Annotated in this window: 20 protein-coding genes and 2 tRNA genes; 9 read left to right on the forward strand and 13 right to left on the reverse strand. The window is 71.8% G+C overall.

From position 1 onward, the window contains the following. Positions 1-55: 55 nt before the first annotated feature. Positions 56-1,036, forward strand: a complete 981-nt coding sequence (locus QQM72_RS16685) for an NAD(P)H-quinone oxidoreductase (RefSeq protein WP_314221668.1) — start codon at positions 56-58, stop codon at positions 1,034-1,036. Positions 1,037-1,061: 25 nt separating this feature from the next. Here the strand turns inward: QQM72_RS16685 and QQM72_RS16690 are convergent, their stop codons facing one another. Beyond that, positions 1,062-1,574: a hypothetical protein gene (locus QQM72_RS16690; RefSeq protein ID WP_314221669.1), complete on the reverse strand. Its 513-nt coding sequence runs from the start codon at positions 1,572-1,574 to the stop codon at positions 1,062-1,064. A gap of 162 nt (positions 1,575-1,736) precedes the next feature. Here QQM72_RS16690 and QQM72_RS16695 point away from each other — a divergent pair, with 162 nt between their 5' ends. Beyond that, positions 1,737-2,285, forward strand: a complete 549-nt coding sequence (locus tag QQM72_RS16695; RefSeq protein ID WP_314221903.1) for a bacterial proteasome activator family protein — start codon at positions 1,737-1,739, stop codon at positions 2,283-2,285. Between the two features lie 84 nt (positions 2,286-2,369). Here the strand turns inward: QQM72_RS16695 and QQM72_RS16700 are convergent, their stop codons facing one another. After that, positions 2,370-3,998, reverse strand: coding sequence for a Stk1 family PASTA domain-containing Ser/Thr kinase (locus tag QQM72_RS16700; RefSeq protein WP_314221670.1), 1,629 nt, complete (start codon positions 3,996-3,998; stop codon positions 2,370-2,372). A 358-nt stretch (positions 3,999-4,356) separates the two neighbouring features. Here QQM72_RS16700 and QQM72_RS16705 point away from each other — a divergent pair, with 358 nt between their 5' ends. Further along, positions 4,357-5,925, forward strand: a complete 1,569-nt coding sequence (locus QQM72_RS16705) for a protein kinase domain-containing protein (protein ID WP_314221671.1) — start codon at positions 4,357-4,359, stop codon at positions 5,923-5,925. Between the two features lie 74 nt (positions 5,926-5,999). Here QQM72_RS16705 and QQM72_RS16710 read toward each other — a convergent pair whose 3' ends face one another. Together QQM72_RS16710 and QQM72_RS16715 are read right to left on the reverse strand one after the other, a co-directional pair. Further along, entirely contained in the window at positions 6,000-7,253 is a 1,254-nt protein-coding gene (locus tag QQM72_RS16710) for a phosphotransferase (RefSeq protein ID WP_314221672.1), read from the reverse strand. 158 nt (positions 7,254-7,411) lie between these two features. Next, positions 7,412-7,534: a helix-turn-helix domain-containing protein gene (locus QQM72_RS16715; protein WP_314221673.1), complete on the reverse strand. Its 123-nt coding sequence runs from the start codon at positions 7,532-7,534 to the stop codon at positions 7,412-7,414. A 321-nt stretch (positions 7,535-7,855) separates the two neighbouring features. On the opposite strand from QQM72_RS16715, the gene pdhA reads away from it, so the two are divergent. From pdhA to QQM72_RS16730, 3 genes are read left to right on the forward strand one after another with little or no spacing between them, the layout of a single operon-like run. Beyond that, the gene (gene pdhA / locus QQM72_RS16720) at positions 7,856-9,079 is read left to right on the forward strand and encodes a pyruvate dehydrogenase (acetyl-transferring) E1 component subunit alpha (protein WP_314221674.1); all 1,224 of its coding nucleotides are present in this window, start codon (positions 7,856-7,858) and stop codon (positions 9,077-9,079) included. A gap of 1 nt (position 9,080) precedes the next feature. After that, positions 9,081-10,073 (forward strand): alpha-ketoacid dehydrogenase subunit beta, encoded by a 993-nt coding sequence (locus QQM72_RS16725; RefSeq protein WP_314221675.1) that lies wholly within the window; start codon positions 9,081-9,083, stop codon positions 10,071-10,073. Between the two features lie 10 nt (positions 10,074-10,083). After that, on the forward strand, positions 10,084-11,625 hold the full coding sequence (locus QQM72_RS16730) for a dihydrolipoamide acetyltransferase family protein (protein WP_314221676.1): 1,542 nt from the start codon (positions 10,084-10,086) through the stop codon (positions 11,623-11,625). 179 nt (positions 11,626-11,804) lie between these two features. Here QQM72_RS16730 and QQM72_RS16735 read toward each other — a convergent pair whose 3' ends face one another. The 5 genes from QQM72_RS16735 to QQM72_RS16755 all read right to left on the reverse strand — a co-directional run bounded on the left by QQM72_RS16735 (position 11,805) and on the right by QQM72_RS16755 (position 16,580). Then, complete coding sequence (locus tag QQM72_RS16735; protein WP_314221677.1) at positions 11,805-14,132, reverse strand: coiled-coil domain-containing protein; 2,328 nt, start codon at positions 14,130-14,132, stop codon at positions 11,805-11,807. Between the two features lie 3 nt (positions 14,133-14,135). Beyond that, positions 14,136-14,207 (reverse strand) — tRNA-Pro (locus tag QQM72_RS16740). A 5-nt stretch (positions 14,208-14,212) separates the two neighbouring features. Continuing rightward, positions 14,213-14,285, reverse strand: a tRNA-Lys gene (locus QQM72_RS16745). A gap of 313 nt (positions 14,286-14,598) precedes the next feature. Beyond that, positions 14,599-15,846 (reverse strand): MFS transporter, encoded by a 1,248-nt coding sequence (locus QQM72_RS16750; protein ID WP_314221904.1) that lies wholly within the window; start codon positions 15,844-15,846, stop codon positions 14,599-14,601. Between the two features lie 62 nt (positions 15,847-15,908). Continuing rightward, positions 15,909-16,580 (reverse strand): GntR family transcriptional regulator, encoded by a 672-nt coding sequence (locus tag QQM72_RS16755; RefSeq protein WP_314221678.1) that lies wholly within the window; start codon positions 16,578-16,580, stop codon positions 15,909-15,911. A gap of 314 nt (positions 16,581-16,894) precedes the next feature. Here QQM72_RS16755 and QQM72_RS16760 point away from each other — a divergent pair, with 314 nt between their 5' ends. Then, positions 16,895-17,797 (forward strand): D-alanyl-D-alanine carboxypeptidase family protein, encoded by a 903-nt coding sequence (locus QQM72_RS16760; RefSeq protein ID WP_314221679.1) that lies wholly within the window; start codon positions 16,895-16,897, stop codon positions 17,795-17,797. A 134-nt stretch (positions 17,798-17,931) separates the two neighbouring features. On the opposite strand, the gene QQM72_RS16765 is transcribed toward QQM72_RS16760, so the two are convergent. Next, complete coding sequence (locus QQM72_RS16765; protein ID WP_314221680.1) at positions 17,932-18,756, reverse strand: maleylpyruvate isomerase family mycothiol-dependent enzyme; 825 nt, start codon at positions 18,754-18,756, stop codon at positions 17,932-17,934. Between the two features lie 221 nt (positions 18,757-18,977). On the opposite strand from QQM72_RS16765, the gene QQM72_RS16770 reads away from it, so the two are divergent. Then, positions 18,978-19,835, forward strand: a complete 858-nt coding sequence (locus tag QQM72_RS16770) for a carbon-nitrogen family hydrolase (protein WP_314221681.1) — start codon at positions 18,978-18,980, stop codon at positions 19,833-19,835. Between the two features lie 217 nt (positions 19,836-20,052). Here QQM72_RS16770 and QQM72_RS16775 read toward each other — a convergent pair whose 3' ends face one another. Next, on the reverse strand, positions 20,053-20,547 hold the full coding sequence (locus tag QQM72_RS16775; protein WP_314221682.1) for an LURP-one-related/scramblase family protein: 495 nt from the start codon (positions 20,545-20,547) through the stop codon (positions 20,053-20,055). Then, positions 20,544-21,533, reverse strand: a complete 990-nt coding sequence (locus QQM72_RS16780) for a GlxA family transcriptional regulator (RefSeq protein ID WP_314221683.1) — start codon at positions 21,531-21,533, stop codon at positions 20,544-20,546. Before QQM72_RS16780 ends, QQM72_RS16775 begins: the two co-directional genes overlap by 4 nt. Positions 21,534-21,584: 51 nt before the next feature. Here QQM72_RS16780 and QQM72_RS16785 point away from each other — a divergent pair, with 51 nt between their 5' ends. After that, complete coding sequence (locus QQM72_RS16785; RefSeq protein WP_314221684.1) at positions 21,585-21,977, forward strand: cupin domain-containing protein; 393 nt, start codon at positions 21,585-21,587, stop codon at positions 21,975-21,977. 344 nt (positions 21,978-22,321) lie between these two features. On the opposite strand, the gene QQM72_RS16790 is transcribed toward QQM72_RS16785, so the two are convergent. Next, positions 22,322-22,570 carry a DUF6458 family protein gene (locus QQM72_RS16790; protein ID WP_314221685.1) on the reverse strand — a complete coding sequence of 83 codons (249 nt, stop codon included), beginning with the start codon at positions 22,568-22,570 and terminating at the stop codon, positions 22,322-22,324. Positions 22,571-22,617 lie beyond the last annotated feature (47 nt).

Consider the following 22,617-nt stretch of genomic DNA (forward strand, 5'->3'; position numbering starts at 1 on the left):
TTTCCGCCGCGACCATGATCGGGAGCGAGGAGGCGGGAGGAGTAGCGTCCCCTTCATGCATGCGATCACGATTCCCGAACCTGGTGGTCCCGAGGCGCTGGTGTGGGACGAGGTCCCCGATCCCGTACCCGGCGCGGGCGAGGTCCTGGTCGAGGTGGTGGCCGGCGCCGTCAACCGGGCCGACATCCTTCAGCGGCAGGGCTTCTACGATCCGCCGCCCGGCGCGTCCCGCTACCCCGGCCTGGAGTGCTCCGGCCGGATCGTCGAGGTCGGCCCCGGCGTCTCCGGCTGGGCCGTCGGTGACGAGGTGTGCGCGCTGCTCGCGGGCGGCGGGTACGCGGAGAAGGTCGCCGTGCCGGCCGGGCAGCTGCTGCCTGTACCGGACGGCGTCGATCTGCGGCGGGCCGCCGCGCTCCCCGAGGTGACCAGCACCGTCTGGTCGAACGTCTTCATGATCGCCCACCTCCGTCCCGGCGAGACGCTGCTCGTGCACGGCGGCTCCAGTGGCATCGGGACCATGGCGATCCAGCTGGCCAAGGCCGTCGGCGCCAGGGTCGCCGTCACCGCGGGCACCAAGGAGAAGCTGGACCGGTGCGCCGAGCTGGGCGCGGACATCCTGATCAACTACCGCGAGCAGGACTTCGTGGCCGAGCTGAGGCAGGCCACGGACGGCGCGGGCGCCGATGTCATCCTCGACAACATGGGCGCGAAGTACCTGGACCGCAACGTCCAGGCGCTCGCCGTCAACGGCCGCCTCGCGATCATCGGTATGCAGGGCGGCATCAAGGCCGAGCTGAACATCGGCGCGCTTCTCCGCAAGCGCGCCGCGATCAGCGCGACCTCGCTGCGGGCCCGTCCCCTGGAGGAGAAGACGGCCATCGTGGCGGCCGTACGCGAACACGTCTGGCCACTGCTCGCCGCCGGCCAGGTCCGCCCCGTCGTCGACCGCGAGGTCCCGATGAGCGACGCGGCCGAGGCCCACAGGATCGTCGAGGCGAGCAGCCATGTCGGCAAGGTGCTGCTGGTCACGGCCTAGGCCGGGCCCTGACGCGGCGGCGGCCTCAGGCGCGGCGCAGCCGCAGGGCGGCCAGGGCGAGGGCGATGCCGAGGCCGATGAGGACGAGACCGCTGCCGAGCGGCAGGATCTGCAGGACGGGGCCGTCTGACCCCTCCGGCTGAGCCACGGGGCGCCGCACGGGGTCCCGTGGCTCGCCCGAGGGCACGGGGGCGGCGGCCTCAGGAGACTCGGACGCGGCGGTGTCGTCGGAGAGGTCGCCGTCGTCGCTCCCCTCGCCCGCGTCCTCGGCCTCCTCGTCGGCGTCCTCGTCGGCCTCCTCCTGCGCGTGGTCGCCCGCCCGGCCGGGCCGCTGGCGTCCCTCGCCCGCCCGGCTGCCGGCCCGGTCCGGTGCGGAGGAGGAGGGGGCGGGCGTGGCGGACGCCGACACGGCGGGGTACGACGCGACGGCCGCGTATGAGGAGACGCCCCCGCAGGGCAGTACGAGCACGCCCAGCACGACCGCTCCGACGCCCACGCCGGCCCGCGTCGCGCACCACGCCTGCTGCCATGGAGCCACGTCCGTGACCCCCTCCCGGTGCCGGTCGCCAAGAAAAGACGCAACAAGCCTCACATCGGGGAACTGTCATCGCATTCCGGACTCCGCCGAACGGAAACAGTGGATCACCTTTCCCGGGGGGTGCCACGGTGATGAGGTGGGGACGTGCGAGAGAATGACGGCATGGAGATGCCGAGGAACGAAAGGTCGCCGGAGAACGCCCAGAAGATCCTGGTCGTAGGTCAGGACGGCATGGCGCTCGGTGACATCGAGGCTGACGACGACTCCCGTGAGATCCCGGTGACCGAGCAGGTCGAACAGCCGGCGAAGGTCATGCGGATCGGCAGCATGATCAAGCAGCTGCTCGAGGAGGTGCGCGCGGCTCCTCTGGACGAGGCGAGCCGGGTCCGGCTGAAGGAGATCCACTCCAGCTCGGTGAAGGAGCTGGAGGACGGCCTGGCGCCGGAGCTGGTCGAGGAGCTGGAGCGGCTCTCCCTGCCGTTCAACGAGGAATCGACGCCGAGCGACGCGGAACTGCGCATCGCGCAGGCCCAGTTGGTCGGCTGGCTGGAGGGCCTCTTCCACGGCATCCAGACCACCCTCTTCGCCCAGCAGATGGCCGCGCGTGCCCAGTTGGAGCAGATGCGCCGGGCGCTGCCGCCGGGCGCGAGTCACGAGGGCGTCGACGATCCGCGCGCGGCGGGCGGCCGTACGGGCGGGCCGTACCTCTAGAGCGCCGGACAGTCATCAGCAGCCGTACACACGAGAAGGGCCCGGCGTTTCGGCGCCGGGCCCTTCTCCCATGACGTCAGACGGTCACGACGCCGGGTTGCCCGTGGAGACCTTGATCTCGATCTCGGGCATGTCCTTCGGGTCGACGTCCGTCCCGGCGGAGGGGAACTGGTCCATGACCGCCCCGTCGCCGTAGGTGTTCTCGTCCACCTTCGTGATCTTGTACTGCCAGCCGGCTGCCTGGAAGCACTCCTTGACCGAGCCGATGTACTTGAACTTGAAGTTCGGCACCCGGATCTTGTCGGGGTCGTTGTACGACTCCTGCGGCTCGGAGCACTCCGTCGACTCGATCGTCTTGGACGTGTCCGGCGCCCGGTAGTCCGCGGCCTTCGTCGCCGACGGCGAGGAGCTGGAGGTACCGCCCTTGGCGTCGTCGTCGCCTCCGCTCGTCGCGAGGCTGGCGAGGAGTCCGCCGACCACGACCACGGCGACGACGGCCGCGCCGATGAGCACCGGCTTGCCGTTCCGGCGGCCGCCGCCCGAGGACACCGTGGTGGACGGCTGCGGGCTGACGTTGTACGCGGGCGGGGTGTGCGGGGCCTGCTGGTGGCCGTAGGCCGGAGCGGGCGTCTGGTAGCCCTGCTGCGGATAGCCGTAGGAGGCGGGCGGCGTCGGGGTGCCGTACGGGTTCGGGGTCGGCGCGGGCTGGTACGGCGTCTGGACGCCGGCCTGCGGCGCCGGGGTGCTCTGGCCGATGGGCGGGAACACCGCGGAACCGACGCCCGCGCCGCTCGACGTCTGCGCGCCCGGGACGATGCTCGGCGGGGCAGGCTGGAAGGAGGCGGCGACCCGCAGGCACTCGTCGCGCATGGCGACGGCGGTCGGAAAGCGCTCGTTCGGGTTCTTCTTCAGCGCGCGGGCGATCAGCGCGTCGACGGCCGGCGGCAGCGCCCGGTTGATCGAGGAAGGAGCCACCGGCTCCTCCTGCACGTGCGCGTACGCGATCGCAAGCGGCGAATCGGCCTCGAACGGCAGCCGCCCGGTGACCAGTTGGAACAGCATGATGCCGACCGAGTACAGGTCGGACCGGGCGTCCACCGCACGCCCCAGGGCCTGTTCGGGCGAGAGGTACTGCGGGGTGCCGACGACCATGCCGGTCTGCGTCATCGAGGTGACCCCGGACTGCATCGCGCGCGCGATGCCGAAGTCCATCACCTTGACCACGCCGCGCTTGGTCATCATCACGTTGCCGGGCTTGATGTCGCGGTGGACGAGCCCCATCTCGTGGCTGATCTCCAGCGCCGCCAGCACGTCCGCGGTGATCTTCAGCGCCTTGTCGGCGGGCATCGCGCCCTGCTGCCGCACGTCCTCGTCGAGCACCGAGCCGAGCGGGCGGCCCTCGATGTACTCCATGACGATGTACGGAGTCGTCAACCCCTCGACGTCGTCCTCGCCGGTGTCGAAGACGGAGACGATGTTGGTGTGCGTGAGCTTGGCCACGGCCTGGGCCTCGCGGCGGAAGCGCTCGCGGAAGGCCTGCTCACGGCCGAGTTCGGTGTGCAGGGTCTTCACCGCGACCTGACGGTCGAGCACGGCGTCGTAGGCGAGGTGCACCGAGGCCATGCCGCCCTCGCCGAGCAAGTCGCGCAGCTGATACCGGCCGGCGGCGAGCGCCCGCCCCGCATACCGGCCCTGCGCGCCGTCCTGGCTCATCTTCTGCGTCCCCCGTAGGCCCTCAGGCGCCGTTGACTGTCGTTGATCGATAGTGCTATTCCCGGCCAAGTCTGCCGTAGGGCACTGACACGTCAAGCTCGGTGCCCGTTCCGTGACCCTACGAGAAAGAAGCGTCGCGGAAGCGTTACAGGTGCCGTACGGCCGGTACACAGAATTTGCACGTCGGTACGGAGTGCAGGTTTGATGGCCGGTCCGTCGCGGACCGGCGTCCGGGCTCGCCCCGGGCGGTGTTCCGGGGATCGTCCCGGGCCGGAGGCTTGCGCGGAGGCTGTAGCGTGGCCGACGGAGACCGTAACAACACCGCGCGTTCCGCGGGCAGAAACGACGGCGAGGACTGATGGCACAGCAGCGCGCTCAGGGCCCGTCCGACCCCGAGGCGACTGGCGGCGGTATGTCAGATGCGCCGGAGAACTGGGGCAACGGCGGACTGGTCGGGGACGGCCGATACCGGTTGACCCGCAGACTCGGCCGAGGTGGCATGGCCGAGGTGTTCGCGGCCGAGGACGTACGCCTCGGACGCACCGTCGCGGTGAAGCTGCTGCGCGCCGATCTCGCCGAGGACCCCGTGTCCAAGGCCCGCTTCACGCGCGAGGCCCAGTCGGTGGCCGGCCTCAACCATCATGCGATCGTCGCCGTGTACGACTCCGGTGAGGACTTCGTGGGCGGCCAGAGCGTGCCGTACATCGTGATGGAGATCGTCGAGGGACGCACCATCCGCGACCTCCTCCTCAACGCCGAGGCGCCCGGCCCCGAACAGGCCCTGATCATCACCTCGGGGGTGCTGGAGGCGCTCGCCTACTCGCACCAGCACGGCATCGTGCACCGCGACATCAAGCCGGCGAACGTGATCATCACGCACAACGGCGCGGTCAAGGTGATGGACTTCGGCATCGCGCGCGCCCTGCACGGCGCGTCCACGACGATGACGCAGACCGGCATGGTCATGGGCACCCCGCAGTACCTCTCCCCGGAGCAGGCGCTCGGCAAGGCCGTCGACTACCGCTCCGACCTGTACGCGACGGGCTGCCTGCTGTACGAACTCCTCGCACTGCGGCCGCCGTTCACCGGCGAGACGCCGCTGTCGGTGGTCTACCAGCACGTGCAGGACATCCCGGTGCCGCCGTCGCAGACCTCGGACGGGCAGTGCCCGCCGGAACTCGACGGTCTCGTCATGCGGTCCCTGGCCAAGGACCCCGACGACCGGTTCCAGACGGCGGAGGAGATGCGCGGTCTGGTCCAGTACGGGCTCCAGATGCTGTACGACCAGGGCGGCCACACCGGCACCTGGAACACCGGTCCGGTCGGCGCGCACGACGGCCGCGGCACGCCCTCCGGCGGCTTCGCGAGCACGACCGCGCTGGCGCACGGCGCCGACGGCTCCAGCACCTCGCAGATCCCGCAGCCGATCCTGCCCACCGGCTACGGCGGCGGTGACGACGGCGGCTTCGAGGGGCACGGCAACAAGGGCAGCGGCCGCGGCAAGCTGTGGATCCTCGCCGTCTTCGCGGTGATCGCCATCGCCGCGGGTGTCGCGCTCGCGCTGAACGGCCAGGGGAAGGGCAGCGGCGGCACCGACACCTCGCCGTCGCCGTCCACCTCGCAGTCCGTGACGGACGACGCCTCCAGCGCGACCCCGAGCGACGAGGCGAGCGACACGTCCTCGGACGACACCTCGGACGACAACTCCGGTTCGAACTCCGATTCGGACTGGACGCCGTCGTACTCGCCCTCGTACTCGCCGTCCTACTCCCCCTCCGAGTCGGCCAGCAGCGAGCCGACGGACGATGAGACGCAGACCCAGCCGTCGGACGATCCGACGGACACGCAGCCTTCGGACGATCCGACGGATGTGGAGCCGAGCGACCCGGCCACCGAGGGCGGCACCCTCGGCAGCATCGGAAACTGACCGCGGTACGCCTCACGCGCGCGTGGACCCGTCACAGGGCTCCACGCGCGCGTGTCGCGTTCGTGGGGCCCGGGTCAGTCCGCGAACGCGCCGCACACCGCGTCGTACTCGCGGGTCCACCACACGGCGAGGGCCGAGGCCGCCGGGAACTGGGAGTCCGCGCGGGTGTCGCCGCGCTCGTAGTGCCAGCGCAGCATCCAGAAGTCGTTGAGGCGCTCCCACCACACCCGGTGCACGGCCGCCGCGAGTTCGGAGGGCGTGGCCCCGGCCGCGCGTCGGTACGCGCGTGCGTACTGCCTCGCCTTCGGCAGGTCGAGGGTGCCGTCGGGCCGGACGAAGAAGATCGCGGCGGCGCGCACGGCCTCCTCGGCGCGGGGCTGCACGCCGAGCCGGTCCCAGTCGACGATGGCGGCCGGGGCGTCCCCGCGGTAGAGCAGGTTGAAGGGGTGGAAGTCCCCGTGCACCCAGCCGACCGGGCCGCTGTGCGGAGGACGCCGGTCCGCGTGCTGTTCCAGCAGCGTGCGCCGTTCCAGGAGGCGGTGGCGGGCGAGTTCGTCGAAGGAGTCGGCGGGGCGGTGGCGGCGCACCCGCGCGAGGAGGTCCTCGATGAGGACGAAGGTGTCGGCGGGGTCGGGGCTCACGGCGGGGACGGCGGCCTCGACGGGCGTGCTGCGCGTGGCAGCGGTGGTCGGCCCGGCGGGAGCGGCGGCCGCGGCGCGGGCAGGGCGCCCGGACGGGGCCACACGGCCCTCAGGGGCCTGCCCCGGGGCACGGCCGGGGTCGCTTCGCGGGTCGCGCGTCGGAGGCGCCTCGCTCCCCGCAGGCGCGTTGACCCCGAGACCCCGGGGCACGTGTCCGCCACGGGCCGGGGGCAGGAGCTCGCCGTGTGCCGCCCGCATCACCTGCTCCAGGCTGGCGTGCACCACCCCCAGCAGCGCTCCCAGGCGGCCGCACTGACCAGGGGTGAGCTGGGCGCCGTGGCGGTGGCGGCCGTCGATCCAGGGGTGGAGGGCGTAGGCGTGGCCGCCGACGACGGCGACCGTGCGTCCGTCGTGGCCGGGCAGCGGGGGAGCGACCGGGACGCCGAGGTCGGCCAGTCGCTCGGTGGCCCGGTGCTGGCGGGCGATGGAGGCGGGGTCGGCGGTGTCGGGGTCGAAGTGGTGCTTGAGGAAGTAGCGGCCGCGGGTGGTGCGCAGCCGGTAGCCGCGGTTCAGCAGCCCCTCGTCGACGGGCTCACAGGTGAGCGCGGTGCCGGCGGCGTACCGGCGGAGCAGGGCGCCCAGAGGGGGCGCGTGGAGTACTAAAGGGGGTACACAGGAGCGCGGCACGCGCCCGATGCTAGGGCACGATCCGAGGCCGTGAGCTGGGCATTGTCACAGAAAGTCACTAAAGATCAACAACTGTCACGGGCGGTCGCTCCAGGTCGCCTCGTGTCGCTCCACGCCCCCTCGCGGGTCGCTTCAGGCCGTTCCCTGGCGGTGCACGGTCACGAACTGCGGGGGCGCGCGCCGGTGCTGGTCGTCTCGGCGAGGTGCAGCCCCGCGCCGATCTGGCGGTTGGTGAGGCCCTCGCCGATCAGGTCGAGGGTGATTTTTCCTTCTCGGCGCACGCGCTCGGTCTCACATACGGAGTCTTCCCGTGGACTGGGTGCGCGGGATAACGTGCCGTTGCTCCGGCCTCCTGCAAGGCTGTGACCTGGCTCTCTCCCGACTTTGCCGATTTACTTGGAAATCCAAGCAAAAACGCAGGTCAAGAGGGGTTTCACAGAAATGTGAAGCACTGGGTAACGTGATGACCGCAGGGCGCTCGCCGGGGCACCTGTCACACCTGTTCCGACCGAGTGGCACCCACCCCGTGCACGAGCGTCGGACGCAGGTGAGCCGCACTGGTACCCGGCAACCCCGGGGGCCGGACCGACGGAGGAGCACACGTGACCGTGGAGAGCACTGCCGCGCGCAAGCCGCGACGCAGCGCCGGAAGCAAGGCCGGCACCACCGGCGCCGAGCGCACCACCCGCACCACCGCCAGGAAGTCCGCCGAGCCCGAGCTCGTGCAACTGCTGACGCCGGAGGGCAAGCGGGTCAAGAACGCGAAGAACGCCGAGTACGCCAAGTACGTCGCCGGTGTGACCCCCGAAGAGCTCCGCGGCCTCTACCGCGACATGGTGCTCACCCGCCGCTTCGACGCTGAGGCCACCGCCCTCCAGCGCCAGGGCGAGCTGGGCCTGTGGGCCTCCCTGCTCGGCCAGGAGGCCGCCCAGATCGGCTCCGGCCGGGCCCTGCGCGACGACGACTACGTCTTCCCGACCTACCGCGAGCACGGCGTCGCCTGGTGCCGCGGGGTCGACCCGACCAACCTGCTCGGCATGTTCCGGGGGGTGAACAACGGCGGCTGGGACCCCAACGGCAACAACTTCCACCTCTACACGATCGTCATCGGATCCCAGACGCTGCACGCCACGGGCTACGCCATGGGCGTCGCCAAGGACGGCGCGGACAGCGCGGTGATCGCCTACTTCGGCGACGGCGCGAGCAGCCAGGGCGACGTGGCGGAGTCCTTCACCTTCTCCGCCGTCTACAACGCGCCGGTCGTGTTCTTCTGCCAGAACAACCAGTGGGCGATCTCCGAGCCCACCGAGAAGCAGACCCGGGTGCCGCTCTACCAGCGCGCACAGGGCTACGGCTTCCCCGGCGTCCGGGTCGACGGCAACGACGTCCTGGCCTGTCTCGCGGTCACCAGGTGGGCGCTGGACCGGGCCCGCGCCGGCGAGGGCCCCACCCTCGTCGAGGCGTACACGTACCGCATGGGCGCCCACACCACCTCCGACGACCCGACGAAGTACCGGGCCGACGAGGAGCGCGAGGCCTGGGAGGCGAAGGACCCGATCCTGCGTCTGCGCCGCCACCTGGAGGCGTCAAACCACACGGACGAGGGATTCTTCGCGGAACTCGAGGCGGAGAGCGAGGCGTTGGGCAGGCGAGTGCGCGAAGCGGTCCGCGCCATGCCGGACCCGGACCGCTTCGCGATCTTCGAGAACGTGTACGCGGACGGACACGCGCTCGTCGACGAGGAGCGGGCCCAGTTCGCGGCCTACCAGGCATCGTTCGCGACGGAATCCGAGAGCGGATTCGCCGCGGGTTCGGGGGGAAACTGAGATGGCGGAAACCGTGACGTCCAAGAACCTGGCCCTGGCCAAGGCGATCAACGAGTCGCTGCGCCGCGCCCTGGATGCGGACCCCAAGGTCCTGATCATGGGTGAGGACGTCGGCAAGCTCGGCGGCGTCTTCCGGGTGACCGACGGCCTGCAGAAGGACTTCGGCGAGAGCCGCGTCATCGACACCCCGCTCGCCGAGTCCGGCATCGTCGGCACCGCGATCGGGCTGGCCCTGCGCGGCTACCGCCCGGTGGTGGAGATCCAGTTCGACGGCTTCGTGTTCCCGGCCTACGACCAGATCGTCACGCAGCTCGCCAAGATGCACGCGCGCTCGCTCGGCAAGGTCAAGCTGCCGGTCGTCGTGCGTATCCCCTACGGCGGCGGCATCGGCGCGGTCGAGCACCACTCGGAGTCGCCGGAGGCCCTCTTCGCGCACGTGTCGGGCCTGAAGATCGTCTCCCCGTCCAACGCGTCCGACGCGTACTGGATGATGCAGCAGGCCATCCAGAGCGACGACCCGGTGATCTTCTTCGAGCCGAAGCGGCGCTACTGGGACAAGGGCGAGGTCAACTTCGAGGCGATCCCCGGCCCGCTCCACAAGGCCCAGGTCGTCCGCGAGGGCACGGACCTGACCCTCGTCGCCTACGGTCCGATGGTGAAGCTCTGCCAGGAGGTCGCCGCCGCGGCCGCCGAGGAGGGCAAGAACCTGGAGGTCCTGGACCTGCGTTCGGTGTCCCCCATGGACTTCGACGCGATCCAGGCCTCGGTCGAGAAGACCCGCAGGCTGGTCGTCGTCCACGAGGCGCCGGTGTTCTTCGGTTCCGGCGCGGAGATCGCCGCCCGGATCACCGAGCGCTGCTTCTACCACCTGGAGGCTCCGGTGCTCAGGGTCGGCGGCTATCACGCCCCGTACCCGCCGGCGCGCCTGGAGGAGGAGTACCTGCCGGGCCTGGACCGGGTGCTCGACGCCGTCGACCGTGCCCTGGCGTACTGAGGAGAGGGTCGTGACGACGATGACGGAAGCGTCCGTACGCGAGTTCAAGATGCCCGACGTGGGCGAGGGGCTCACCGAGGCCGAGATCCTCAAGTGGTACGTCCAGCCCGGCGACACGGTGACGGACGGCCAGGTGGTGTGCGAGGTCGAGACGGCCAAGGCCGCCGTCGAGCTGCCCATCCCCTACGACGGGGTGGTCCGCGCGCTGCACTTCCCCGAGGGCACCACGGTCGACGTGGGCATGTCGATCATTGCCGTGGACGTGTCGGGAGGAGCGGGCGGCGCCCCGGTGGCCGCCCCGGTCGCCGAGGTACCGGCCCAGACGGCCGTGCAGACGCCCGCGCAGTCCCCGGCCGCCCCGGCTACCCCGGAGAAGCAGCCGGAGGCGGCGCAGCCCGGAGCACCGCGGGCCGAGGCACCGCGGGCCGAGGCCGCCAAGCCGGTGGGGTCCGGCCGCCAGCCGGTCCTCGTCGGGTACGGCGTGGCCGCGTCCTCCACCAAGCGCCGTCCGCGCAAGGGCCCGGAGATCGCGGTCTCCCGGGTCCCGGACACGATCCAGGCGGAGCTCAACGGCCACGGCGGCGCGTCCGTCGTGCGTGAGCGCCCGCTGGCCAAGCCGCCGGTGCGCAAGCTGGCCAAGGACCTCGGCGTCGATCTCGCCACGGTGGTCCCGTCCGGCCCGGACGGCGTCATCACCCGCGAGGACGTCCACGCCGCGGTGGCCCCGGCCGCCCCGACGACCCCGGCCGCCCCGACGACCCAGGCCGCCCCGGTGGCCGAGCCGGCGCCGCAGGTGGCACAGGCTCCGGTCACGACCCCCGCGGCCGGGCCCGTGCCGTCGTACGACACGGCCCGTGAGACCCGCGTCCCGGTCAAGGGCGTCCGCAAGGCGACGGCCGCGGCGATGGTCGGTTCGGCCTTCACCGCGCCGCACGTCACGGAGTTCGTGACGATCGACGTCACGCGCACGCTGAAGCTGGTCGAGGAGCTCAAGCAGGACAAGGACATGCAGGGCCTGCGGGTCAACCCGCTCCTGCTGATCGCCAGGGCCCTGCTGGTCGCCGTCAAGCGCAACCCGGAGATCAACGCGTCCTGGGACGAGGCGGCGCAGGAGATCGTGGTCAAGCACTACGTCAACCTGGGCATCGCGGCCGCGACCCCCCGGGGCCTGCTGGTCCCGAACATCAAGGACGCGCACGCCAAGACGCTGCCGCAGCTGGCGGAGTCCCTGGGCGAGCTGGTCTCGACGGCGAGGGAGGGCCGGACGTCCCCGGCCGCCATGCAGGGCGGCACGGTGACCATCACCAACGTCGGCGTCTTCGGCGTCGACACCGGCACCCCGATCCTCAACCCCGGCGAGTCCGCGATCCTCGCGATCGGTTCGATCAAGCTCCAGCCGTGGGTCCACAAGGGCAAGGTGAAGCCACGTCAGGTGACCACGCTGGCGCTGAGCTTCGACCACCGGCTGGTGGACGGGGAGCTGGGCTCCAAGGTGCTGGCGGATGTGGCGGCGATCCTGGAGCAGCCCAAGAAGCTGATCACCTGGGGCTGACGGCGGCCAGGCCGGCCGGGCCGCGCACCCCAAGGGGTCGCGGTCCCGATCCGGTGGTCCCGGATCCGGTGGTCCCCGATGGTGGCTTCTGAGTCGGTGGTCCCGGATCCGGTGGCTCCCGACAGCGGCTTCTGAGCCGGGGCCTCTGATCCATGGCCCCGGCCCCGGCCCCGGCGGCCTCAGCCCGACGAGGCCGAGGCCGGGTCCGGACGCAGCCAGTGTCCGTCCGTCGTCCAGCCGAGAAGCAGCCGCCCGGTGCCCTCGTCGGCCCGGCCGCCCTCGGCGACCTGGTGCAGGCCGGTCAGGGCGGGGGCCAGCCGGCCCGCCACATGGCCGGGGTGCCGGGTCAGCTCCTCCGGCAGCCGGGCCAGTGCGCGGGCCCGCTCGCCGGGGGTGCACAGGGACAGGTAGAACATCAACTGCCGCCAGGCGTAGGCCACGTCCTTGATCGTGCTCAGCGGGCGCGGGTTGCCGTGCACGCGGCCGGTCAGCCGGCACACGGTGACGAAGCAGCGGCGGGCCAGGTCCGCCCAGCCCGCGGCCGGCTCGATGCCGACCCGGTGGACCAGGGTGGCCAGGTTGTGCGTGGTGAGGATCTGCGCCTGCTCGATCACCTTGCCGTTCGCGGCCACCGATCCGCCTCCGTGCCGCGACCGGGACGATCCGGCCTCGGCCCGCTCGACGCACAGCTTCGCGAACCCGGGCGAGGTCCTGGCCCCGTACGACCTCGTCAGCGCCTCGCCGGTCTCGACGATCGCCAGATTGCGGACGGCCCGGTAGTCGATGGCGTAGTAGCGCTCGTAGAGCGAGCCGCCGCCCAGCAGTTCCGCCGCGATCCGGGCCGCGGCGAGGAACTTCGGGGTGAAGGTGCCCATGAAGATGTCCGCGGCCAGCTCCTCGACCAGGGGAGCGCCCAGGTCGGCCTGGCGGGCCAGCACGGACAGCTCGCGGACCAGGGAGTTGGGCAGGAGCGTGCCGGGGAAGGCCTGCACGGCCAGCTCGCCGAGCTGCCGCAGCGCGACGGCCGACACCGCGCCCGCCTCGCCGTCCGCGCGCTGCCCGGCCACGGCCCGTACCCACGGCAGTTCCTCCGCCCGCACCTGCCGCTGGAGGTTGAGCAGCAGCAGCGAACGGCGGCCCGCGAACGCCCGGTGGTGGGCGGCCGCCAGCGTGCGCAGGGCGGGGTCGGGGTAGGCCTGTGCGGTGGTGGCGGCGACGAGCTGCGGTACGAGCTCGGCCAGCACCTCGGCCGAGGGCACCACCCCGCGTTCCACGAGCGTGCTCAGGGGCGCGCTCAGCGCGCCCTCGACGGGCCGCCGTAGGCCTGCCGGAATCACCGCGCCCGCGGGCAGCCCCGTCTCCCGAGCCTCCTCCTCGCCGACCGCGGCGACGAGCGGCGCGACCTCGGCCACGCCCGTCTGCTGGTCCAGCCCGGACAGCCGGCGCAGCACGAGCTGTGCCAGTGCGTGGTGCGAGGGCAGCGCCGCCTGCGCGGCCTGTTCCCGGCGCAGCGCGGTGAGCTCCGCGGAGCCGGGCAGCCCGCGCCGCCGCACCATGGAGGTGACGGCGTGCCGCAGCAGCCCGAGCCGGCGCGCGTCCAGTTCGCGTCCGGCGACGGTCTCCTCCAGCGCTCCGCGCAGGATCCCCAGGTTCTCCTTCGGCTTGAGGTGCTTGGTGCAGTGGGTGTGACGGTCGGCCAGATCGCGGTAGCGGCGCAGCAGTTCCGCGCCGTGCCCGTGCCATGCGGCGTCGGGGGCGCGCGTGAGCACCCGGGCCGGCTGCCCGGCGTCGGCGGTCTCCAGCCAGTGGGCGAGCAGTTCGTCGCCGAACGGCTGCCACACGGCCAGCGCCTCCCGCTGCGTCTCCACCGCCTCGCTGGTCCGCCGCCGCGCCAGGCTCTCGCCGGCCTCGGCGACGGTCCGGCGGTGCACCGCGGCGGCATCGGCCGCCGGTCGGGTGGACGGGCGGGGCGTGAACCGCAGCCGTCCCGCGAACGGCGCGAGCTCCTCGACGAGGCCGAGCGCCGCGTCCGTCTCCCCGGCCCGCGCCAGCCAGGCCACGGTGAGCAGGGCAGCCTCCTCGGGGACGGTCACCTCGTAGCGTCCGCCGTCGAGGAGTTCGCAGAGCCGCGCCAGCCCGTCCTCGGACAGCCAGTACGCGAACAGCGCCTGCCGGTCCAGCGGCAAGCCGGCCCGGCGCGCGGCCTCGGTCTCGTACTCCGTCAGGGGCCCGCCGGCGCTCGGCGCGCCGCTGGCGAAGCCGCCCCGGAGCACCTCGGGCGTCACCCACGCGGGCAGATCCCGGACCGGTGTGCGGGAGCCGATGGTGAGCAGCCCGTTCGCCATGCCCGCCAGTACGGAGCGCCACGCGCGCTGCCGTTCCCCGGCGCGCCGGCGGGTGTCGGGGTCTTCGTGGGTGAGCGCGGTGCTGAGCGCCCCGGCCAGTTGGCCGAAGGCGTAGCCCGGGTTGGCCTCTGCGAGGTGCTGCTGGTCAGCGTCGTCGTTCATAAGCCGACGTGGCGGGTGCCGCCCCCGCGCCCTCCGGGTCCCGAGCCCGGTGCTCTGCTGCTGAGCTACACGTCGATGAGCCGACGTGGCAGGTTCCGCCCCTGCGCCCTCCGGGTGAAAAGCCCGGTGCTCTGGCTGCTGAGCTACACGTCGATGAGGCCCGACGGTAGACGTCGAACGTGCGTGCGTTCAACCGTGTTTCGGCGGCGAGGAGCCGTGAACAGCCCGCACGGCATCCGCGCCCGCACGAAACCACGCCGGCATGCCGGCCACGCCTGCACGCCGGCCACGCCGTCTGTGGCGTCTGCGCAGTCGGCGCCCTCTGGGCCGTCCAGTCGTCCGTGCCCTCTGGGCCGTCCAGTCGTCCGTGCCCACTGGGCCGTCCAGCCGTCCAGCCGTCCGTGCCCTGTTGGTCCTCCGGGTCGTCCAGCCGTCCGCGTTTTGGGCCCTGAGGCCTCAGGGCCGTCTACGCCGGTACGTGCACCGTCTCCACGCGGCTGGCCACCAGCCGCTCCCGCTCGCGCCGAGCCGCGCGGCTGCGCAGCCGCAGGATCTGGCTGACGCCGAGGGCCTGGAGGACGAAGACGCAGGAGAAGGCGATCGTGTAGTCGTCGCCGGTCGCGTCCAGCAGCACGCCGACCGCGAAGAGCGTCGTCATCGAGGCCACGAAGCCACCCATGTTGGTGATGCCGGAGGCCGTTCCCTGTCGCTCGGGCGGGTTGGCCGGGCGGGCGAAGTCGAAGCCGAGCATGGAGGCGGGGCCGCACGCGCCCAGGACCGCGCAGAGCGCCACGAGCAGCCACATCGGCGCCCGGTCGCCGGGGTAGGCGAGCGTGGCCGCCCACATCAGGGCGGTCGCGCCGACCGTGCTCAGGGCCAGCGGCAGCCGAGCTCCGTGGTGGCGGGCGACGACCTGGCCGTAGACCAGGCCCACGACCATGTTGCTCAGCACCACCAGGGTCAGGAGTTCGCCGGCCGTCGCCCGTGACAGGCCCTGCGCCTCCACCAGGAACGGCAGGCCCCACAGGAGCAGGAACACCATCGCCGGGAACTGCGTGGTGAAGTGCACCCACAGGCCGAGGCGGGTGCCCGGCTCGCGCCAGGACGCGACGATCTGGCGGCGGACGTACGCCGCGCCCCGGTGCGGGAACGGCTCGGGCTCGTGACCCTCGGGGTGGTCCTTCAGGAACAGCAGCAGGAGGACCAGGACGACCACTCCCGCGAGCGAGCTGCCCGCGAAGGCCGCCGTCCAGCCGATGCCGTGCAGGAGGCGGGCCAGGACGAGGGTCGAGACCAGGTTGCCCGCCATCCCCGCCAGTCCCGCCAGCTGAGCGACCATCGGTCCGCGGCGCGCCGGGAACCACCTGGTGCCCAGCCGCAGGACGCTGATGAACGTCATCGCGTCCCCGCAGCCGAGCAGCGCGCGTGAGGCGAGTGCCGTGCCGTAGGACGGGGAGAAGGCGAAACCGAGCTGGCCGGCCGTGAACAGCACGACGCCGATGGTCAGCACCTTCTTCGTGCCGAGCCGGTCGACCAGCAGACCGACCGGTATCTGCATGCCCGCGTAGACCAGGAGCTGGAGGATCGAGAAGGTGGACAGGGCCGAGGCGTTGACCTGGAAGCGCTCGGCGGCGTCGAGGCCGGCCACTCCGAGGGAGGTGCGGAAGATGACCGCGACGAAGTAGACCGAGACGCCGATCCCCCAGACGGCCATCGCGCGCCGCCCGCCCGGCGGATCACCCGGAAGGGTGGAGTTCAGGCTGCGGGGGCGGGGGCTCATCGGACCTCCCCGCGGGCCAGGTGCGAGAACCAGCCGACGTGCCGGTGCACGATCTCGACGGCGGCCTCGGCGTCACCGGAGCGCAGCGCCTGAAGGATCTCCTCGTGCTCGCCCAGCGTCTTGGCTATCCGGTCGGGGTGGGAGTGCATCACGGCGACGCCCATCCGCAGTTGGCGGTCACGGAGCTGGTCGTACAGCCTCGACAGGATGTCGTTGCCGCCGCTGCGGACGATCTCCGCGTGGAAGCAGCGGTCCGTCACGGCGGCCGCGGCCAGGTCGCCCGCCGCGGCCTGCTCCTTCTGCTTCGCGAGCAGCTCCTCCAGCCGCTGGATCAGCGCGGCCGAGGCGGGGACCGCCTTGCGCGCCGCGTGCTCCTCCACCAGCAGCCGGGTCTCCACCACGTCCGCGATCTCCTGTGCGGAGACCGGCAGGACCAGGGCGCCCTTCTTCGGGTAGAGCTTGATCAGCCCCTCCACCTCCAGGCGCAGCAGCGCCTCCCGTACCGGAGTGCGCGAGACGCCCACGGCCTCGGCGAGTTCGCCCTCGGTGAGGAGGGTGCCGCCCTCGTAGCGGCGGTCCAGGACACCCTGCTTGACGTGGGCGTACACGCGGTCGGCGGCGGGCGGTTGCTTCACGGGGGCGGGGGCGGGCGGGGCGGAGGACGGCATGTCCACAGGATAGATACAACACGTACGCAACGGGGTGACCGGTCCAGAATGCGGACCTGTTGCGGGGCGCGGAGGGGGCGCGGAGAGGGAGCGGGGAGCGGGGTGGAAAGCGGGGTGGAAAGCGGGGTGGGAAGCGAGGTGGGAAGCGGGGTGGGCGAGGGCCGGGTAAGAGCAGGGTCAAGTAATCGGAAATTCGGCCCAGCAAGCGCACAACTTTCTGTGCTACTTACGTGTCACACACATGCGGCCTCTTCTTCTTTCCCCTCCAACTTGGCCGCATCGCAGGGGCATTCGACGTAATCGGGGTATTTCAGTTGATAACCGCCACCAAGGGCATCCGAGTCCGCAGGGCCGCATCCGTCGCCGTCACCGTCGGCGCAGTGCTCGCGACCGGAGCCCTCACCGCGGCGCCCGCACAAGCCGTCACGACGCCCACGATCGCCGCCAAGACCGGCTACGTGATGAACAACGCGAACGGCGCCGCGCTGTACAACAAGGGCATGGACACCAAGCTGTCCACCGGCTCCACCACGAAGATCATGACGGCCAATGTCGTGCTGTCGCAGTCGAACCTGAATCTCGACACCAAGGTCACCGTCCAGAAGGCGTACAGCGACTACATCGTGGCCAAGGGCGCCTCGTCCGCGCGCCTGATCGTCGGCGACAAGGTCACGGTCCGTCAGCTGCTCTACGGGCTGATGCTGCCGTCCGGTTGTGACGCCGCGTACGCCCTGGCCGACAAGTTCGGCACCGGCACCACGCGGGCCGCGCGAGTCAAGAGCTTCATCGCCAAGATGAACAGCAAGGCGAAGGCGCTCGGAATGACGAGGACGCACTTCGACTCGTTCGACGGGATCGGCAACGGCTCGAACTACTCGACCGCCAAGGACCTGACGAAGCTCGCCAGCAACTCGCTGAAGAGCGCGAACTTCCGTGCGGTCGTCAAGACGAAGTCGTACACCGCCAAGACGATCACCAAGACCGGCTCCACCCGCACCATGGCGGCCTGGACCAACACCAACACGCTGCTGAGCAGCTACAGCGGCACCATCGGCGTGAAGACGGGCTCCGGTCCGGAGGCGAAGTACTGCCTCGTCTTCGCCGCCACCCGCAACGGCAAGACGGTCGTGGGTACGGTGCTGGCCTCCACCAGCGCGACGGTACGTGCCGCCGACGCGACGAAGCTGCTGAACTTCGGCTTCGCCAAGCTGGGCTGACACCCGCTCAACCGGTAGCGCCATCGGAACGGGCCCGTCGTGATCGTCACGACGGGCCCGTTCTGTCGAGGGGTGCTGGGTGCGCTCGTACCGGCGACCGCGGTGGCCGCGGTGGCCGAGGGGAGCGCCGCCGGCTACCGGGTGACCGCGAAGTTCCGCAGGATCGCCGCCGTCAGCTCCGGGTCGCCCTCCGCCTTCACCCGGTCGGCGACCGCCTGCGCCGTCACCCGGCCGCAGGCCAGCCGCACGTACGTCTCCCAGTCGAGGGTGAACGCGGCGGCCGGGCCGAGCGCCGGTGCCGTCTCCAGGGTGCCGCGGCCCTGGATGTCGACGCGGATGGTGCGCAGGAACTCGATCGGCCCGTGCACGTCGAAGACGACCGCGGAGCTGCGCGGGGCGTCGGCCTTCTCGGCGACGACCGCCGGGAGTTCGGCGAGCAGCGCGTCACGGGCGATGTGCGCGCCGGGCGAGTCGAGGTTGCCGGGCCGGCCGAGGGCGGCGCGCAGGTCCTGCTCGTGCGCCCACACGTTGAACGCGTGCTTGCGCATCGACTCCTCGAGCGTGAGCTCGGTGCCGAGCGGGCCGCGCACCATGGTGGTCGGCTGGCGCGACTCGTTGCGCAGCTGGCGGTTGCGGCGGATGACCGTGTACTCCAGCTCGGACGTCATCTCCGGCGCCGTGTGGTGGCGGCGGACGTCGACCTGCATCTCCATGTAGCGCTGGATGTCGTTGGTGACGTGGTACAGGTCGCGCGGCAGGGTGTGGATGGGGCGCGGGTCGCCGTACATCTCGCAGTCCAGCCCGATGACATGCGACACGATGTCGCGCACCGACCAGCCGGGGCACGGTGTCCGGCGGTTCCAGTCCGCCTCCACCAGTGGCAGCACCAGCTCGGATATCGCTTCGATGGAGTGGGTCCAGGCGTCGGCGTAGGGCTGGAGGGTGGGATGCAGACTCACGGAAACGGGACCCCTCGGCGGTCGGTACTCGGGTGGTTGTGGCGGCGTTGCCAGCGGGAGGTGGCGGTGTGGGTGGTTATCGGCGGTTATCAGCGGGTGTCGCCGGGTGTCGGCGGGTGTCTCGGAACGCTAAGTTACGCTGCTGTGAGGCACCCCGGCAGTGCTTTCGTGTGACGATCGTAGGCCCGTGTGGACGACTCGAATGCCAGGACGGTGGTAGTGTGCGCGCCTCTCTGATCCAGATCGCTGTAGAAGAGGGCGAATCGGTCGAATCGCGACGGGTGCGGGTTGCCGCACTGGTACGGGAACAGGCCGGTGCCGCCGACCTCGTGGTGCTGCCGGAGCTGTGGACGACCGGGGCGTTCGCCTACGAGGAGTTCGGCAGTGAGGCCGAGCCCCTGCGCGGGCCGACGTTCGAGGCGATGGCCAAGGCCGCGAGCGACGCGGGCGTGTGGCTGCACGCGGGCTCGATCCCGGAGCGCGCTCCGTCAGCGGGCGGTGCCTCCGTGGACGACGCCACTGAGGGCGGTGCCGCCGCGGGCGAGGGCGCGCTCTACAACACGTCTCTCGTCTTCTCCCCCTCCGGTGACCTGGCCGCCTCCTACCGCAAGATCCACCGCTTCGGTTTCGACAAGGGCGAGGCCGTGCTGATGGGCGCGGGCGAGGAACTGGTGACGGTCCGCCTCCCCGAAACGACCGTCGGTGTCGCCACCTGCTACGACCTCCGTTTCCCCGAACTCTTCCGCGGTCTCGTCGACGCCGGCGCCGAGACCCTCGTGATCCCCGCGGGCTGGCCGGAGCGCCGCCGGGCGCACTGGACGCTGCTGGCCCGGGCGCGGGCGGTCGAGAACCAGGCGTTCGTGCTTGCGTGTGGAACGGCCGGGACGCATGCCGGAGTTCCGCAGGCGGGTCACTCGATCGTGGTGGATCCGTGGGGCGAGGTACTGGCGGAGGCGGGTTCCGGCGAGGAGATCCTGACGGTCGAGTTCGACCCGTCCAGGGTCGCCACGACCCGGGAGCAGTTCCCGGCCCTCAAGGACCGGGTGCTCGGCCTGCGCACTCCCGAACGCCGGGGCTGATCACCGGGGGCCACCCCGTTCCGGGGCATCCCGCTCGGGCCGTCCGCCGGTGCCCATCCCGTCCCGGGCTCCTGGGCTCCGGGCTCCTGGGCTCCGGGCTCCGGGCTCAGGTCCCCCCGCTCCGGGTCCCCCCGCTCCGGGTCATCCCGCTCCGGGTCCCCCCCCCGCTCCGGGTTGCCGGGCTCCCGGCGCTCGGGTACCCGGACCCTGGACGCTTCTAGTCCTCGCGTTCCTTGTCCGCGAGGTGGATCACGCACACCGCCACCGCGATGAGCAGCGCGGGATCCGCGTCCTCCCGTACGACGTCGACGCCGTACGTCTCCCGTACGTGCAGCCACCGCCGGGAGACGACGGCCAGCAGTTCGCCGTCGTACTCGACCGCGAACTCCCGGTCGAGGATCTTGCCGCTGACGTCGAGTTCGGTGCGGCCGTCCGCCAGGGCCACCCGGTAGTGGTTGCGCAGCAGGGACAGCCGCTTGCGCCGGATCGTGGCCAGCGGTGCGCCGTCCCGTTCGATCACCATCGTGTCCCGCAGGGCGAACATCTTCTGGTGGATGTCGATCAGGACCCGCCCCTGGGTGTCCTTCAGCTCGAAGGTCTCCCGCAGCCGCATCGCCTTGCCGTCGACGAGGTACACCTTGTTGCCGCGGTCGTCCTCGATCCAGTAGTCGTCACCGAAGCCGAGGAGCCGGTCGCGTACGAGGAATCTCATGCGGTTACGGCTTCCCCGACGGCCGGTCCGAAACGCCGCCGGTAGGCCGATGGGCTGAGCCCGGTCTCGCGCCGCACGCGTGCGCGCAGGTTGGCGGCGGTCCCCAGTCCGCTCCTGGCCGCCACCACGTCGAGCCGCTGCTCACCCCGCTCGATCAGCCGGCAGGCGAGCGCCACCCGTTCCGCCGTCAGCCAGGCGAGCGGGGTGGTGCCGAGCTGCGCCCGGAACCGCCGATGCAAGGTCGCCGGGCTCACCGCCGCCCGTGCCGCGAGCTCCGCCACCGTCAGCGGCTCCCCCAGCCGCTCCTGCGCCCACGCGAGCAGCGGCGCCAGCGACTCGTCGGGCACGTCCGGCACCGGGCGCTCCACGAACTGCCGCTGGCCGCCGTCCCGGTGCGCGGCGAACACCAGCCGGCGGGATACGGCGTTGGCGATCTCCGCGCCGTGGTCGCGCCGTACGAGGTACAGCCCGAGATCGAGGGCCGACGCGCTGCCCGACGCGGTGAGGATGTCGCCGTCGTCGACGAAGAGCACGTCCGGTTCGAGGCGCACACGCGGGAAGCGCGCCCGGAAGGACTCCGCCCACATCCAGTGGCAGGCAGCGCGCCGCCCGTCCAGCAGCCCGGCCTCCGCCATCGTGAACGCTCCCGAGCAGAAGCCGACGAGCCGTGCGCCACGCGCGTGTGCCCGGCGTACGGCGTCCAGCACGCGTGGCGAACGCGGGGTGCCGGTGTCCGGCCGGTTCGGCACGATCAGCGTGTCCGCGTCCTCGGCCGCCTCCAGCCCGGCGACGTCGGTGAGCGTGAAGAAGCCGTCGCGCATCCGGGTGGCGGTCCCGTCCGCGCACAGCCGGAGGTCGTACAGCTCCCGGCCCAGCTCGGGCCGCCGCAGCCCGAAGATCTCGATGGCGCAGCTCATCTCGAAGGGGTTCGAGTTCTCGTCGACGACCAGGACGACCCGGTGGAGCTGAGAGGATTCTTGCGGCATGTGCGATTCCTAGCACTCGCACGGCCGCGAGGCCCACCCCACGATGAGGGAATGACCAACGAACCCGTCTCCCTCCCCGCCGCGCTCGCCTCCTTCACCGAGCGCTGGAGCCCGCGCATCGTCACCGCCGTCAACGACTACGACGTGCGCGTCACCCATGTCGAGGGCGAACACCTCTGGCACGTCCACGACGACACGGACGAGTTCTTCCTGGTCCTGGAGGGGGAGCTCCGCATCTCCCTGCGTGAGCCGGAGGGCGAGCGCACCGTGACCCTTGCCAAGGGCTCCGTCTTCACCGTTCCGCGCGGCACCGAACACAAGCCGTACGCGCCCGTGCCCACCGAGATCCTCCTGCTCGAACCGACCGGCACCTCGACGGTCGGCGATCGCCACGAGGAGGTCCCGGACCACGTGGATGCGACGACGGGACACGCACTGACGTGACGGCCGACCGGCGAGGACATCGGGGCCGTCGGATCGGCCCGGTACCGTCCGACCCGGCTGCCGGCCTCCGTCGGCCCGCCCGAGCTTGCTGCTCAAGGGCGAGGGCTGGGGCGAACACGCGGGCGCGGCCGAGAGCGTGGGGCAAGGATCCGTCCCGCCGCCCGCCGGGGCCCGGCCCGCAGGGCCGCTCGAAGGCCAGGGGGCCGCTCGAAGGCCGGCCGGGGGAGTAACGCGTCGGTCATGTCCACCGGCGGGGCCGGGGCGTTCCGGTCCGCCTCACCGAGGGCGGGGCGGACCGGTTGCCGTTGGTCCTGGCCGGACCGGACGCCTGACCCGGGTCACGGTCAGACGCCGTAGCCGCCGTTGTAACCGTCGCGCTGGTGCCGCTCTGTCTCGACCACCGTGGTCGAGGCCGGAGGCACCATCACCCGGCGGCGCCGGGCGATGCTGCTGAACGTCGTCACGCCGATCAGCCCGACGATCATCAGGATGACGCCGACCAGGTCGAGATTGACGCCCTGCATGTCCCAGTCCGTCGCGAACGTGAGGATGGCTCCCACGGCGATGAGGATGATGCATCCGCCGAGGCCCATGATGTTGCCTCCTGTCCGGTGTACCGGCCACTCCGGTTCACCACCGG

Origin of the sequence: Streptomyces zaehneri, from assembly GCF_032248645.1 — a bacterium.
Taxonomy (GTDB): domain Bacteria; phylum Actinomycetota; class Actinomycetes; order Streptomycetales; family Streptomycetaceae; genus Streptomyces; species Streptomyces coriariae.